This is a genomic window from Paenibacillus sp. FSL H7-0331 (genome assembly GCF_001956045.1).
Map to the genome: position 1 here is coordinate 308,019 of NZ_MRTH01000002.1, position 16,721 is coordinate 324,739.

A 16,721-nucleotide genomic window follows, 5' to 3' on the forward strand; every position below is an offset into this window, starting at 1 on the left:
TACCCGGCTGAGGTGTTGTTACGATCGATCCGCTTTCAAGAAAACCTCAGCCATTCCGCTGAGGTTAGCTCAATTTTAGAAGAGAGATTGATAGAGAAGGAGAGAAACTCATGTTGCGTTCACTTGAAACAATCCAAGCCTACAAACAAGATGAGAGCATGTCCTTAAATGAGCATCCATGGCTGCAATATATCGTCTCGGCGGAAGAACGAATGGTCAATCTCGAGCGGGTCCAATCGCTTCAGGATTTGGTTAACGCGAATCCGGTTCTGGATTATGTGGAGAAGTCGCTGGAAGCGCTCGACCGGCTGCAGATGTCCTTTTGGATTCAAGAAGTTGTAGAAGAGGTGCTCATCTGGTCTGAGGTGGCCAAGGGCGGGACGGTGCGACAGCGAGTGCTGTGGCAAAAGCAGGGCGTACATTTGATGGCTCATAACATCGGTTCCAGTGAAATTTACGAGTGGCATTCGAGTCCGTTGCATAGCGAGGCGAGGAGGCACGTTATCCGCACGCTGATCCAGACTCACGGGTTAATTGGCCAGTATTTGCGTGGAGAGGTTCCATTCGCGGTTCAGCGCCCATTAATGGAGCTTATTCAGAATGGATTGCTCGCGGCTAGTGAGCTCAAGGAACTATTATTAGTGTTAAATCAATGCATTCTTGAGGCAGTTTCGACAGAGCTATGGGTAGAGATAGCGCAGCAGATTGCTGAGGTCATTGAGCTTATCATAGATCAGGAGGAAGATAGTGGGTTTTCGCTCCACAACAGGCTGAAGCGGCTGCGGGCCAGCTCGATTTCCAAAGGCGAGAATTTTGAGCAGGAATTTGCCAAGCTGTCAGTGCAGCCAGCGGTTATTGAGGCTTTTCAAGCGCTGGACAGCAAGACGCTGTGGTTCGTAGAAGCGGCTCTTCATGAGTTTTCTTTTGAGGAATTTGCCAAGCTGTTTCTCATCATTCTTAGCTCGGATTCGACGCAGCAGGCGGACCATATCAGCTTCGAACGTATGATGAATGATATGTATTATGATTATCGGGGTCAAAAGAAAATCAATGTCTACAAGAAACGAATCATAGAAAAATATTTGCGCGAATGCTCCTTTGAAGACATTGCTTCGGCACGTTTTCCGAAGAGCGGGCATTTATCTCCACAGTTAAAGCAGGCAGGTCCACAATCGGATATAGTCTATTTTCATATGGAGTTCTCCGCGGCGGCGGATAAGCTGATCCAGTTTTGTATAGAGGCCGAAAAATCACCTTTGTATGAGAAAGCGGTACTCATGCTGTTTGACCTGTTTGAGCTGCGCCGTGATGCCTATGACAGGTTTCATAATGAAGAGGAATATTTATCGATGATGAATCAAACCGCTGATTACAAAAAGGTTATTCTCGATTTTATTGTGGGCAATCGAGTTGTCGACATTGGCCCTGGGGGCGGAGTCATGCTGGATCTGATCGAGGATACGTTTCCCGATAAACAGGTAATAGGCATCGATATTTCGCAAAATGTAATTGAGGCGCTTGAGCGAAAGCGGCAGCTGGAAAATCGCCAGTGGATGGTGCTGCAGGGTGACGCACTCAATTTGAAGGAATATGTGAAACCCGGTTCCATTGACACTGTCATTTTTTCTTCGATTTTGCATGAGTTGTTTTCGTATGTGGAATATGAGGGTAAATCATATAATCATGCTACAGTTGCGGCAGCGCTGCGCAGTGCCTTCGATGTAATCCCCATCGGCGGGAGAATCATTATCCGTGATGGCATTATGAGCGAGCCGACCGAACAGCAGCGGATCATAACGTTTTTGGATGGGGAAGGCATGCAATGGCTGGAGAGATATGCCAAGGATTTTGCCGGAAGAGAGATTCAATTCGTGCGACTGGGTACTCATGAGGTGCAGATGCCGATTAACGATGCGATGGAGTTTTTGTATACATATACATGGGGTGAAGAGGCTTATGTACATGAGGTACAGGAGCAATTCGGATATTTTACACCCTCAGCTTACGAAAGCTTCATTCATACGGTACTCGGCCCGCAGGCCCGTATCGTGGTCAGCAGACACCTGCTTCAGGACGGTTATACGGAAGCGCTAAGTCCAAGAATCCGGATATTCAATGAGCAGCGCGAGCCTGTGAACCTGCCGGACAGCACATGTCTGATCGTTATACAAAAGCAAATGTAGTAGGAGGTTTCCATGCATATTCAAAAGGGACAAAAGGTAGATATCAATCAGGACAATCATTTATCCAGTGTGATGATTGGTTTGGGTTGGGAGCATTCGAATCCGGCTATGGACATAGATGGAGCTGCGTTTTTGCTATCTGCGGCCGGAGTTTGTGAGCAGGATGACAACCTTATTTTTTATGGGAATCCGAGCAGTAAGGATGGAGCAATTACCCATACACAATCAAGTCAAGGGGATAAGGAGCAAATTTCGATAGCCTTTAACCGGTTACCCCAAGATATTCAGAAGATTGCCATTACGCTGACGATCTATGAGGGTGAAAAGCTTAGCCAGCATTTTAACCAGGTTTCGCGAATCTACATTCGGTTTCAGGACCCGTTAAATCATAAGGAGCTGTTCAGGTTCGAATTTGGCAGTGAGCTCAAGCTGGAAACAGCGATAGTTGTAGGAGAACTTTATCTGCATAAGGGTAAGTGGAAGTTTAATGCTATCGGGAGTGGGTTTAATGGTGGCTTATCGGCGTTATGCAGCAATTATGGAATCAAGGTGATTGAGGAAGCAGACAATGAGCCACAGCAGGCAGACACATTAGCCAAGCCTGTTGGTGAAGCACCAATAGTTCCAACAAAGCCTACTGTCGAGACGCCTGTTATTCCGACTAAACCTGTCTCGGAGACAATTGTTACTTCCAAGCCTTCCGCAGCCCCAACTGCCAAGCCTTTTTTACTCGGAAAAATAGAGCTGAAGAAACAAGAGTCCGTTTCGATCGCAAAGACCTCCAAGGTTACAGCCCAGCTGAAGTGGGATAATCCGAAAAAGGATCTGGACTTGTACTGCTTTTATGTAACGAAAAAGGGTGAAGCGAATAAAATATATTACCGCCGGTTGGGCAGCTCCTCCAAGTCACCGTATATCGAGCTTGATAAGGATTCACGAACAGGAGGGATGGAAACCGTCACCATTCACAACACATCGGATCTGAGGTATGTACTTTTTGCGGCTTACAGCGCACTGTCCAATGGAATTGGCAGCTTTAAATCCATGAAGGCTCGTGCTGTGGTGGATAATCATGCCGGACAAACAGTGACTGCTCCTCTATTGCAAAATAACAGATTTGCCTACTGGGTTGCCATTGCACAAATTGATTTCAGCGATCAGGATGAGATGAGGATTAGCCATGTTGAAACGTACTCCAAGAGCGGTTCGGAGAATTCGCCGTTGCTCTACCCAGACGGGACTTTTAAAATGAATGTGGGTCCGATTGAATTTAAATAGCAAATGTTGCTTTGTCACCCGGAGTTGTGTAAGCTTTCTTAAGAACTTATTATGGTTAGGCTGAAATAGCTCTCCTACTAGGCTTAAGGAAGGAAGATTAACTTTGTCAACGAATCAGATGGAACAGTTCAAATTATTAAAAAATGAGATCACGCGATTTATGATGGCTTACAAATTTGCGTTGGATGCGTTCGATACGAAGCTGGAGATTTTAAAAGAGGAATTTCAATTTTTGCATGACTATAATCCCATTGAGCATACGAAATCCAGATTGAAATCTCCTGAAAGCATTATGAGAAAAATGTACAAAAAGGGCTTTGGCATTTCATTGCCCAGTATCAAAGACAATATTCGGGATATTGCAGGTATGCGGATAACCTGCTCATTCATTAACGATATATATCGAATCAGCGATATGCTGCAAAGTCAGAGTGATCTTACACTGCTTGAGGTGAAGGATTATATTCGCAATCCCAAGCCCAATGGGTATCGGAGCTTGCATTTGCTGATTGAAATCCCTGTATACATGTCTGATCGGCAGGAGCAAGTATGTGTTGAGGTGCAAATTCGGACGATTGCGATGGATTTCTGGGCGAGTCTGGAGCACAAGATTTTTTATAAATACAATCAGGCCGTTCCGACACGGCTTCTTCAGGAATTGAAGACGGCAGCAGATTCTGCAACTGCGCTGGATTTGCAAATGGAGCGGCTGCATAAGGAAATTACCGAGATCAAAGAGGATCAGGATCAAGGCTCTGAAGGGGAACTGAATCAGATTCGTGTCAGCAACCAGCAATTTCAGCTCCCGGAGGCACTGCTTCGTTTAATGGGCGGAGGTTAAAGAAAAATCTGGTTGACAAATATTTTTAATATGTCATAATGAAAGTATCAAAAAGAGATAGTTGATACCTTGTTTATTGGTTTACTCATAACCCGCATATAGCCTCTTAGCTGCTGCGGATTTCTTTTTACAATCCGATAATGTCATAATGATATTATTGAGACTGTGCTCGTGGAAGGATGGTTACGATGAAAGCACTTATTGTCATTGATTACACGGTTGATTTTGTTGTTGGGAAGCTGCCTTGCGGTGAGCCGGGAATCGAGATTGAACAGCGGATTGCCGAGCTTACGGACACTTTTGTCAATTACAATGATTTTGTCGTTATGGCAGTCGATCTGCATGATGAGCTTGACGTCTATCACCCGGAGCACCAACTGTTCCCACCTCATAATATTAGGGGTACGGAAGGAAGGGCATTATATGGTAAACTGGATGAAGTATTTCAAACCCATCGTGACCAGATCTACTGGATGGACAAAACCCGGTACAGCGCATTTGCCGGAACGGACCTGGAGCTTCAACTGCGGGCAAGGGACATTAAAGAGCTTCACCTGATTGGGGTCTGCACGGATATTTGTGTGCTGCATACGGCTGTGGATGCTTACAATCGAGGCTTTGAACTTGTTGTGCACCGCGATGCGGTTGCGAGCTTTAATCCGGCAGGACATGAGTGGGCGCTGGGGCATTTTCAACATACGCTTGGAGCAACTATTTTATAATATAGGGGGATGAAGATATTGACCAAACCAACTGTACAACAACACATTCAAGAAGTGCTGCATGTTCTTCCCAGGATTGATGCTGACCAGGAAATTCGCCGCAGGGTCGATTTTTTGAAAAGCTATTTGCTGTCCACCAAGGCGGAGGGTTATGTTCTCGGTATTTCAGGAGGGCAGGATTCGACACTTACGGGCAAGCTAGCGCAAATCGCTGTAGATGAGCTGAATCAAGAGATGACCGATCCTACTGGTATTGCCGGAGAAGGCTATCGATTCATTACAGTCAGATTGCCTTATGGCGTGCAGCAGGATGAGGCGGATGCACAGATGGCCTTATCCTTCATTCAACCCTCGAAAAACATTACTGTCAATATACAACCTGCTGTGGATGCATCAGCAGCCCAGTTTGAGCAAGCGACAGGTGAGAAGCTGAGCGATTTTCTGAAGGGAAATATTAAAGCCAGAGAACGGATGAAGGTGCAGTATGATCTGGCTGCCCACTACCGGATGCTGGTACTTGGAACCGATCATGCGGCAGAGGCCGTCAGCGGTTTTTTTACCAAACATGGTGATGGTGCCTGCGATGCAGCCCCTATATTTGGCTTAAATAAGCGTCAGGGTAAGGAACTGCTCAAGCATTTGGGATGTCCGGAGCTGCTCTATTTGAAGAAGCCGACGGCGGACCTTGAGGATTTGAAGCCGGGTCTGCCGGATGAAGTTGCCCTTGGTGTAACCTATGAGGAAATCGATACGTATCTGGAAGGCGGGGTGCTGTCCGATGCCGCCAAGGATATTATTGAACGACGCTATCAAAGGACCGAGCACAAGCGCAATGCCGCTGTCACTGTGTACGATGAGTGGTGGAAGGAGAGGTTGTAAATGTCGTATGATAACTTGACGCTGCACACGGATAAATATCAGATTAATATGATGTATGCGCATTGGAAGAACGGAACGGATTCCCATCAAGCGGTTTTCGAGGCTTTTTTCCGTAAGCTGCCTTTTGGTAATGGATATGCTGTATTTGCCGGACTCGAGCGAATTATTAACTATATAAACCATTTGCAATTTGATGAGGATACGATCCGTTATTTACAAGAGCAGGAGGAAGAATATGATCCGGCTTTCCTCGAAAAGCTGCGCGGCTTCCGCTTTACAGGCAATATTAGCGCAGTTCCTGAAGGAACGATTGTGTTCGCTAACGAGCCGCTGATCCGTGTGGAAGGGAAAATATTTGAAGCACAACTTGTCGAGACGGCGCTGTTGAATTTTATGAACTTCCAAACCTTGATTGCGACCAAGGCTTCGCGGATTCGTCAGGTTGCCCCCGAGGATACGTTAATGGAGTTCGGGACTCGCAGAGCTCAAGAAGCAGATGCTGCCATATGGGGAGCACGGGCTGCTTACATTGCCGGCTTCGATGCGACCTCGAATATGCGGGCAGGGATGCTGTTCGGGATTCCTTCCAAAGGTACGCATGCTCATGCGTGGGTACAGGACCATGATACGGAGGAAGAGGCTTTTCGCCATTATGCCGCTGCGCTGCCAAATCAGGTGACGCTGCTTGTGGATACGTACGATACGTTGAGATATGGGGTTCCCAATGCGATCAAGGTTGCCAAATGGATGGAGCAGCAAGGAAAAAGGATGTCTGCGATTCGGCTGGACAGCGGAGATTTGGCGTACCTCTCGAAGACGGCAAGGACGATGTTCGATGAAGCGGGCTTGCCTTACGTAAAGATTGTGGCTTCGAACGATCTTGATGAGAACATCATATTCAATCTGAAGGCTCAGGGAGCCCGGATAGATAGCTGGGGGGTAGGTACACAGCTGATTACGGCTGCTGATCAACCATCTCTGGGAGGTGTGTACAAGCTCGTTGCGCGTGAAAAAGCGGGTGCTTTCGTCCCTGTGATCAAAATTTCGGGAAATCCCGAGAAGGTATCCACTCCTGGCATCAAGGAAGCCTATCGGCTTATAAGCAAGCAAACCGGTAAAGCAGAAGCCGATTGTGTGACTCTTATTGGGGAAACGGAAGTATTACAGGGTAAGAGACTGAAGCTGTACGACAAGCTGCATCCTTATTTATTCAAATATGTTGACAATTATGACGCGGTTCAACTGCTCAAGCCGATTTTTCAAGCTGGCAAACAGGTATATGAGCTTCCTGAACTGGAGCAAATTCGCGAATACCACCGTCAGCAGCTTACCCAGTTCTGGCCGGAATATTTGCGGAAGCTCAATCCAGAGGTGTATCTGGTTGACCTAAGCGCCAAGGCATGGCAGCAGAAGATGGATCTTATCCACGATTATACGAGTGCCAAATTGGAATAAAGCTATGAATTCTTGCTGTAGGTCTATCGATCCAAGACTGATAATTACACCAATTGTTGCTTAAAAAAGGGGCCGAAATGGGCTTCTTTTTTATTGTGTCATTTTACACATTTAAGGACCTAGGGAGTTTGTAACTATGGGTAAAAATGTGTAGAATATAGGGTATTAGTGTCTTTATTTCCTCTACTATTGTGCCTAGAACTTACACATTGGATCAAGCTGAAAAAGGAACTCATTTACCTGATTATAAATTTATGGATAGAAAGGACCTTGACAATGCCGGAGCAGGAATGGAATGGAGAATCGGTCAAAGATGTATTGGATACTGGAGAGCTTCTTAATGCGTTAATGGCACTGAAAAAAGGTAACTTTTCTTATCGATTGCCTTATGATCACACAGGTGTTGCAGGCAAGATTGCTGATACATTCAACGAGATCATGGATATGCAGGAAAACCTTGTGACCGAGGTTCAGACCGTGGCTAAGGTTGTAGGTAAGGAAGGGCAGCTCTCCCGAAGATTCTCACACAAAAATACGGGCGGCTCATGGGACACCGTAGTCGAATCGCTTAATGGTCTCGTCATTGACTTGATTCAGCCGACCAGTGAGATGGTGCGTGTTATAAACGCGGTAGCCCAGGGAGACTTGTCGCAAAAGGTCGAGCTAGAGTTCGAAGGACGCGCACTGACAGGGGAATTTCAAAGAACGGCAACCAACATTAATATGATGGTGAATCAGCTCAGCACCTTTGCCTCGGAAGTCACACGGGTAGCGCGCGAGGTAGGTACAGATGGCAAGCTGGGTGGTCAGGCGGATGTTAAAGGTGTATCGGGCACTTGGAAGGATCTTACCGACGGGGTTAACAATATGGCTAGCAATTTAACGGATCAGGTGCGTAATATAGCTGCAGTGACCACGGCGGTTGCGAATGGTGACTTATCCAAGCAAATTACCGTTAATGCCAAAGGCGAGATCATGGAGCTCAAAAATACGATCAATACGATGGTGGATCAGCTGTCGACTTTTTCTTCCGAGGTTACACGGGTTGCCCGTGAGGTAGGTACGGAAGGAAAGCTGGGCGGACAAGCAGATGTTAAGGGTGTATCCGGCACGTGGAGAGATTTAACGGAAAGCGTTAACTATATGGCCTCCAACTTGACGAATCAGGTGCGTAATATCGCAGTTGTTACCACCGCGGTTGCCAATGGAGATCTATCCAAAAAAATAACAGCAGATGTACAGGGTGAAATCCTTGAGCTGAAAAATACAATCAATACGATGGTAGACCAGTTGTCTACATTTGCTTCCGAGGTAACCCGGATGGCCCGTGAGGTAGGAACGGAAGGGATACTGGGTGGACAGGCAGAGGTAAGCGGCGTTGACGGTACGTGGCGTGATTTGACGGAAAGCGTTAACTACATGGCCAGCAATTTAACGAATCAGGTGCGGAACATTGCAGAAGTGACCACAGCGGTTGCGAAGGGCGATTTGTCAAAAACGATAACTGTAGATGCCAAGGGTGAAATCCTGCAGCTGAAAAGCACGATTAATACGATGGTCGATCAGCTCAGTAACTTTGCCTCTGAGGTAACTCGGGTAGCGCGTGAGGTGTCCACGGAAGGGAAGCTGGGAGGACAAGCAGATGTTAAGGACGTATCGGGCACATGGAAGGATTTAACCGACAACGTTAACTTCATGGCGGGTACATTGACCGATCAGGTACGGAACATAGCGGAAGTTACGACAGCGGTTGCAAAAGGTGATCTGTCGAAGCAAATTACCGTTAATGCGCGCGGCGAGATTTTGGAACTGAAAAACACAATCAATACGATGGTGGAGCAGCTCTCGACGTTTGCCTCTGAGGTAACTCGTGTAGCGCGTGAGGTGTCGACGGAAGGGAAGCTTGGCGGACAGGCCGACGTTAAGGACGTATCGGGTACCTGGAAGGATTTAACGGACAACGTTAACTTCATGGCGGGTACATTGACCGACCAGGTGCGTAACATAGCGGAAGTCACAACGGCAGTAGCGAAGGGTGATCTATCCAAGCAGATTACCGTTAATGCGCGCGGTGAAATTTTGGAATTGAAAAACACGATCAATACGATGGTGGAGCAGCTCTCGACGTTTGCCTCCGAGGTTACGCGTGTAGCCCGTGAGGTGGGGACGCTTGGGATGTTGGGTGGACAAGCTCAGGTTACAGGTGTTGCCGGTACATGGCGCGATCTGACAGAAAGCGTTAACTACATGGCGTCCAATTTGACGAATCAGGTGCGGAATATCGCAGTCGTCACCACAGCAGTAGCGAACGGCGACCTGTCGAAGAAAATTACGGCAGACGTTCAGGGGGAAATCCTTGAGTTGAAAAACACAATCAATACGATGGTGGATCAGCTCTCAACGTTTGCTTCCGAGGTTACGCGTGTAGCCCGTGAGGTAGGTACGGAAGGGAAGCTGGGCAGTCAGGCGCAGGTTAAAGGCGTAGGCGGCACCTGGAAGGACTTAACGGACACCGTTAACTACATGGCGAGCAACCTGACCATTCAGATGCGCAATATTGCCGGAGTGACGACAGCAGTTGCCAATGGCGATCTTTCCAAAAAAATTACCGTAGATGTTAAAGGTGAACTGCTTGAACTGAAAAACACAATCAATACGATGGTGGATCAGCTGAATTCATTTGCCTCCGAGGTTACTCGTGTGGCCCGTGAGGTAGGTACGGACGGCAAGCTTGGCGGTCAATCCCAGGTGCGTGGCGTAGGCGGGATCTGGAAGGACTTGACGGATAACGTTAATATTATGGCGACGAACTTAACCGATCAGGTGCGGGGAATCGCGAAGGTCGTAACCGCCGTTGCCAATGGTAATATGAAGCAGAAGCTGACAGTGGAAGCCAAAGGTGAAATCGCAGAATTGACGGATACGATCAATAATATGATCGATACGCTCGCTACCTTTGCCGACCAGGTTACGACGGTTGCTCGTGAGGTAGGCGCGGAAGGTAAACTGGGTGGGCAAGCGAACGTTCCGGGTGCCGCGGGAACCTGGCGTGATTTAACGGACAACGTTAACTATATGGCGAGTACGCTGACCACACAGGTTCGAGCGATCACTAACGTGGCGACGGCCGTTACTAAGGGGGATTTGTCCAGAACCATTGATGTCGCTACAGCCGGTGAATTAGCAACGCTGAAAGATAACATGAATGAAATGATTCGCAATCTGAAGGAAACGACCCGAATCAACACGGAACAGGATTGGCTGAAAACCAACCTGGCGAAGTTTTCCCGACTGCTGCAGGGTCAACGTGACCTGTTTGCCGTGTGCCGGATGATCTTGAGTGAGCTGGCTCCGTTGGTATCTATGCAGCATGGTGTCTTTTATATTAACGAGCCTGTAAGCGGCGTCCCTGTATTGAAGCTGTTTGCGAGCTATGCCTATCATCAGCGTAAGCATCTATCGAATGAATTCCGTGCAGGCGAGGGTCTTGTCGGGCAGTGTCTGATCGAGAATCAACGGATTTTGCTAACCAATGTACCATCTGATTATGTGATGATCTCCTCAGGCTTGGGAGAAGCGACACCGCTTAATATTGTGCTGCTCCCGATTATATTCGAGGAACAGGTCTTGGCTGTCCTGGAATTGGCTTCCTTCCGTGCCTTCAGCGAAATCGATCTGGCTTTCCTGGATCAATTGACGGAATCCATCGGAATCGTGATTAACACGATGCAGGCGAACCAACGGACGGAGGAGCTGTTGATGCAGTCGCAATCTCTGACCGAAGAGCTTCAGAAACAGCAAAATGAGCTGCAAACGACTAACGAAGAGCTGGAGGATAAAGCCAAGCTGCTCGTTATTCAAAAGGCAGAGGTGGAAAGCAAAAACAATGAGGTCGAGGTAGCGAAGCGCTTCCTGGAGGAAAAAGCCGAGCAGTTGGTGCTGACTTCCAAATACAAATCGGAGTTTTTGGCCAATATGTCGCATGAGCTGAGAACACCACTTAATTCGCTGCTGCTGCTCGCCGAACAGCTTGTCGATAATCCGGATGAGAACCTGACCGATATCCAGGTGAAATTTGCCAAAACGATTCAGGACTCTGGATTCGATCTGCTCAATCTGATCAACGATATCCTGGATTTATCCAAGATCGAGTCGGGAACGGTTACACCTGAATTCAACGAAACCTCAATTAAAGAGATTACCGACGGATTGGATCGTACCTTCCGCCATATGATCGACAACAAGAGACTTGATTATTTGATCAAGATCGAACCCAATGTACCTAAAACCATATTGACCGACTCCAAAAGGCTTCAGCAGATTCTGAAAAATCTATTGTCCAATGCGTTCAAATTCACGGAGCAAGGTCAGGTCATGCTGCTGATCCGAAGAGCATTGAATGATTGGAGTCCTGATCATGATCTGCTGAATCGAGCCAAAATGGTATTGTGCTTCTCAGTTAGTGATACAGGAATTGGAATTCCGAAGGAAAAGCAGCAAATTATTTTTGAAGCCTTCCAGCAAGCGGACGGTAGTACGAATCGGGAATACGGGGGGACAGGTCTGGGGTTAGCCATATCACGGGAAATTGCGACCATGCTCGGCGGTGAACTGACTCTGTTCAGTATAGCAGGTAAAGGAAGTACCTTTAACCTCTATCTGCCTTTGGATGTCGATGTGCCGGATTCCGATGTGAAGCAGAAGTATATCCCGGAAGTCATAGATGTAACTCCATTGAAGCGGAACCGCAACTACCAGAATAATATAGAGGAATTGATCATCGATGATCGGGACGACATTCAACCTGGAGATCGTGTATTCGTAATTATTGAAGATGATCAGAAATTCAACGAAATTTTGCTGGATGTACTTCACAAAAAAGGGATCAAAGCGATCATCACTAATAAAGGCTCAAATGTACTGGAGCTTGTTAATCAGTATAAGCCAGTCGCTATTACTCTCGATTTGCATCTGAAGGATACGGACGGGTGGCTTGTCATTGAGCATCTCAAAAATGATATGAGTGTCCGTGACATTCCGGTATGTGTCATCTCGGTGGAGGAGGATGTCATTCAACTGATGCAGAAGGGCGTCTTTGATTACATTTGCAAACCGGTAACGAAGGAAGATCTGGACAATGCTCTCGATAAGCTGAACAGCTTTGCGGATAAAACGGTTCGTCAGCTGTTAGTTGTGGTACGTGATGAGCAAAGACGTAAAGAATTTGTAAGCATGATTGATAATAAGGACATTAAGATCACGGCAGTGGACACGTCCCGTAAGGCACTTAATCAATTTAAAACGAAAAGCTTTGATTGTGTGTTGGTAGACAATGACTTGACGGATATGAAATTCATTCAGCTGGTTCGCGAAATGCAAAAGAGCTCCAAAAACAAATATCTTCCTATTGTTATCAATCCAAGCAGAAAACACACAGTTGAAGAAGCAAATGATCTGGAAGATCTAATGAAAACAGCCGTTGTAAAGGAAATCAAGTCACCGATCCAAATCTTGGATGAGACAAGCTTGTTCCTGCATCGTAAGGCGGAGAACCTTCCAGAAGGGCCGCGGGAAACGCTCGTAAAGCATTTACAGTCTGATGCGATGATCGAATCGAAAAAGGTGCTTGTTGTCGATGACGACATACGTAATATCTTTGCCCTGACCACGATATTGGAGCGTCACAGCATGAAGGTGTATGCGGCGGAGAATGGTAATGATGCCATTACTATTTTGCAGCAAAATCCCGATATTCAGATCGTATTGATGGATATTATGATGCCAGTAATGGATGGATATGAAACTACACGAGCTATACGTGAAAAGCCTGAGTTCAAGGATTTGCCTATTATTGCCTTGACAGCCAAAGCCATGAAGGGAGATCGGGAGCAGTGTCTGGAAGCAGGAGCCTCTGACTATATTACGAAACCGGTAAATAGTGCCCATCTCTTAACGATGATACGCAACTGGTTAACTGGGGATGACAGCCTGGAAGAGGACTCCAGATCCCAGCCTCAAGGCTATCATAAAATTTTCACAACATAAGCATGTAACATAGCTCTGCAATTAAGCTCTAATAACTGGAACAAGTACCCTGGGACACTACTCCTGGGGTACTTGTTCGCTTATATCATCTATAAAATCTGAGGGGGGACGGTCATATGCTGCTTTCAATGGAAGGGCCAGCCTATTTGCCACTGGGTGACCAGGTTGTTCTTCTACAATTTGGTCAGGAAGTGTCGATGGAGCTGAATCTTTATATTCATCAGTATGTACAAGTCGTTCAGGCAGCCAGGATTAAAGGAATCCGACAGGTTGTAGCTTCTTTTTGCAGTATTTCGATCAGTTATGATCCCAATCTAATTCGTTATCGGCAATTGGTAACTGAGCTGCAGCAGATGGATACGACTAAGCTTGATTCGGTGGGTCCCAAGGGTAGAGTGCTGCACATACCCGTTGTTTATGGCGGAGATTACGGGCAGGATCTGGATTACGTAGCTGATACAGTAGGGCTGAGTCCTGAAGAAGTCGTTCGTATGCATTCCGATGAAACCTATTTGATTTACATGCTTGGTTTCATTGCGAGTTTCCCTTATTGTGGAGATATTGATAGCCGGTTATCGCTGCCGCGGCGCACAAATCCGCGTGTAAAGGTGGAGAAGGGCTCAATTGCTATAGCTAATCGGCAAACGAGTATTTATCCCGTCTCTTCACCAGGAGGCTGGCATATTATTGGAAGGACACCACTAAATACGTTTGATCCTTACTCGAATCCACCCAGTTTATTCAGGGCGGGGGATTATATCAAGTTTGAAGCCATAACAGCTTCCGACGCTGAGGGCTGGAATGAACTTACACGAAAAGAGTGGACTGAACAATGGCAGGAATAGAAATCTTGAAGTCGGGACTACTAACTACCGTACAGGACTTGGGCAGAACGGATTATAGGATGTATGGTGTGAATACGTGTGGAGCCATGGATAGGTTCTCCCTGCGATTAGCCAATCTTCTTGTGGGCAATGGGGAGAATGAGGCGGCATTGGAAGTTACGTTGATCGGTCCTCATTTGAAATTTCTAGTCGACGGCGTGATTGCAGTAACGGGAGGAGACCTTGCCCCAAGGCTTAATGGTACCGCAATTGGAATGTGGAAAACGATCCTTGTTTCCGAAGGGGATATTCTCCAATTTGGTCATATGAAGCATGGCTGCCGCTCCTACGTGGCAATAAAAGGCGGAATCGATGTGCCTCTGATTATGGGGAGCCGTTCAACATTCATTCGCGGTGGCTATGGAGGATTGGAGGGAAGAAGTCTAAAGGAGGGGGATAGGCTGGATATAGGTGAAGGGGAGCCGCGTTTAGATCGGGCTTTGGTTACAGGTAGAAGCTTGCCTGCAGCTTATAGACCTGATTTTGTGACAGAACGTCCTATCCGATTTATTCCCGGTCCGCAATCTGATCGTTTCATCGAGACGTCATTGGATACTTTTGTTTCTGATTTCTACGGCATTCTGAATGAATCGGATCGTATGGGTTACAGGCTCAAGGGCCCGCAGTTGACGCATAAGTCGGGTGCAGATATGATTTCGGGTGCAGTTACAATCGGCTCCATACAGGTGCCAGGCGATGGCCAACCGATTATATTGATGTCAGATTGCCAGGTGACAGGAGGCTACACCCAGATCGGTGTCGTTATCGGCGTAGATATTCCATATCTGGCTCAAAGAAAACCAGGTGATCGCATACAATTTCAACAAATCGGGATTGAGGACGCTCAGCATTTCTGGAGGGAACAGGAGCGGCTCATTTCTTTGATAAGGATGCACAATATTTGCTGAATGTACCTTTTGGGCAGAATGATTTAAAGAAAAGAGGACAGCAATGACTATATATATCGCATTATTGCGCGGCATTAACGTAGGTGGTAAGAACAAGATAAAGATGGCAGAATTGAAAAACTCGTTTGAAGCATTGGGTCTGGAACGTGTGAAAACCTATATTAATAGCGGGAATGTTTTGTTCGAATCTCAATTAAGTGAAGCAGTCTTGCGTGAACAAATCGAGCAAGCAGTTCACAGGGATTATGGTATTGCGCTGACAGTAATATTGAGGACGGCTCAGGAGCTGGAACAGATGATTGAACATTGCCCATTCTCCCTGGATACCTTGCTGGCAGGGGAAAGTATTCATGTCTCTTTTCTGCTCCAGGCACCTACCGAGGACCAAATTATCTACTTATCCCGAATCCAAAGTGAAAAAGATGAATTCCAGATTCAAGGCCGAGATCTTTATTTATGGTTCCGTCAAAGCATATTGGATTCCAAGCTTGCGAGTCATATTCCAAAATTTGAAGATTCTGCGACAACACGCAATTGGAATACGATCCTAAAGCTCGACGCGCTGGCAAAAGCGATGAAATCCGATTGAGAACATGCAGTTTCCCCTTTTATTCATTCGCTTCAGCTACATGCTGAGCATGGGGCAATGTGCACATAAAGGCATTCAAAGCGCTGCTCACAAATGAGTCCTTTCGTGTAATGAACTCGGTTTGCATATGACGGTACGAATCGGGAATAGCATGTGTACGGACAGTGCCTTCCGTTTCGTGCTTGTTTATGACGGATTTGGGTAGCAGAGAGACACCAAGCCCTGCCGATACACCACCAATAATCGCTTCCAGTGTACCAAACTCCATAATGATCGGCTGCGTTATGCCAATGGACTGAAGCCACTGATTCAGCACTTCCCGATAAGAGCATCCGGTGCTGTACACGAGAATGGGTTTGGTTACAGCTTCATCGAGCTGGATGACTGCAGGAGTAGAGACGATAACCAGCTCTTCATCAAATGCCGGCACCGATTGCAGGTCAGGATGATTACATTTGCAGCCTATGAAGGCTCCATCCAGCTCATAATGGAGTACCTTCTCCATCAAATATTGCGAATGCCCGGTCGTTAGTGACAGCAGTACACCAGGATACTGCTTGTAATAAGAGGCTAACAGCTTTGGCAGTCTGACGGCGGCAGCGGTCTGCGTGGAGCCAATGACGAGCGGACCACTCGGTTCACTAGACGAGGTGAGTGCCAATGTCACTTCATCCAGCAGACCGACAATTTTGTCTGTATAGGTGAGTAAGGTCTTGCCGCTCGAAGAAAGTGTCATCCCCCGATTGTGACGAAAAAACAAGATGGTTGCCAGTTCCGACTCCAGCTGCTGAATCCTAGCAGTCACATTGGATTGAACATAACCGAGCCTTTGTGCCGCTTTGGTAATCGAGCCCTCCCGGGCGACCATTTGAAACACGCGTAAATCTGAACTCTCCATAGCTACAAACCTCCCAATCCGATTGATCTATTTTCAATC

At 46.9% G+C, this 16,721-nt stretch carries 11 protein-coding genes; 10 read left to right on the forward strand and 1 reads right to left on the reverse strand.

Going from position 1 to position 16,721, the window contains the following annotated elements; genetic code table 11:
* Positions 1-110 precede the first annotated feature (110 nt).
* The 10 genes from BK127_RS04160 (at position 111) to BK127_RS04205 (ending at position 15,784) form a co-directional block, all read left to right on the forward strand.
* The gene (locus BK127_RS04160; RefSeq protein WP_076228734.1) at positions 111-2,183 is read left to right on the forward strand and encodes a class I SAM-dependent methyltransferase; all 2,073 of its coding nucleotides are present in this window, start codon (positions 111-113) and stop codon (positions 2,181-2,183) included.
* Positions 2,184-2,195: 12 nt separating this feature from the next.
* The gene (locus tag BK127_RS04165; protein ID WP_076228735.1) at positions 2,196-3,461 is read left to right on the forward strand and encodes a TerD family protein; all 1,266 of its coding nucleotides are present in this window, start codon (positions 2,196-2,198) and stop codon (positions 3,459-3,461) included.
* A gap of 103 nt (positions 3,462-3,564) precedes the next feature.
* Positions 3,565-4,302 carry a GTP pyrophosphokinase gene (locus BK127_RS04170; RefSeq protein WP_076228736.1) on the forward strand — a complete coding sequence of 246 codons (738 nt, stop codon included), beginning with the start codon at positions 3,565-3,567 and terminating at the stop codon, positions 4,300-4,302.
* Between the two features lie 188 nt (positions 4,303-4,490).
* Positions 4,491-5,024 (forward strand): cysteine hydrolase family protein, encoded by a 534-nt coding sequence (locus tag BK127_RS04175; RefSeq protein ID WP_076228737.1) that lies wholly within the window; start codon positions 4,491-4,493, stop codon positions 5,022-5,024.
* Positions 5,025-5,042: 18 nt separating this feature from the next.
* Positions 5,043-5,903 (forward strand): ammonia-dependent NAD(+) synthetase, encoded by an 861-nt coding sequence (gene nadE, locus BK127_RS04180; RefSeq protein WP_256711165.1) that lies wholly within the window; start codon positions 5,043-5,045, stop codon positions 5,901-5,903.
* Positions 5,904-7,358 (forward strand): nicotinate phosphoribosyltransferase, encoded by a 1,455-nt coding sequence (locus BK127_RS04185; protein WP_076228739.1) that lies wholly within the window; start codon positions 5,904-5,906, stop codon positions 7,356-7,358.
* Positions 7,359-7,634: 276 nt separating this feature from the next.
* On the forward strand, positions 7,635-13,403 hold the full coding sequence (locus BK127_RS04190) for a HAMP domain-containing protein (protein ID WP_076228740.1): 5,769 nt from the start codon (positions 7,635-7,637) through the stop codon (positions 13,401-13,403).
* A 116-nt stretch (positions 13,404-13,519) separates the two neighbouring features.
* A complete protein-coding gene (gene pxpB / locus BK127_RS04195) occupies positions 13,520-14,248 on the forward strand; it encodes a 5-oxoprolinase subunit PxpB (RefSeq protein WP_083689043.1) in 729 nt (242 codons plus the stop codon).
* On the forward strand, positions 14,236-15,195 hold the full coding sequence (locus BK127_RS04200) for a 5-oxoprolinase subunit C family protein (protein WP_076228741.1): 960 nt from the start codon (positions 14,236-14,238) through the stop codon (positions 15,193-15,195). The genes pxpB and BK127_RS04200 overlap by 13 nt, the downstream gene beginning before the upstream one ends.
* A 43-nt stretch (positions 15,196-15,238) precedes the next feature.
* On the forward strand, positions 15,239-15,784 hold the full coding sequence (locus BK127_RS04205; RefSeq protein ID WP_076228742.1) for a DUF1697 domain-containing protein: 546 nt from the start codon (positions 15,239-15,241) through the stop codon (positions 15,782-15,784).
* Positions 15,785-15,803: 19 nt separating this feature from the next.
* On the opposite strand, the gene BK127_RS04210 is transcribed toward BK127_RS04205, so the two are convergent.
* The gene (locus BK127_RS04210) at positions 15,804-16,682 is read right to left on the reverse strand and encodes a LysR family transcriptional regulator (RefSeq protein WP_076228743.1); all 879 of its coding nucleotides are present in this window, start codon (positions 16,680-16,682) and stop codon (positions 15,804-15,806) included.
* Positions 16,683-16,721: the final 39 nt, after the last annotated feature.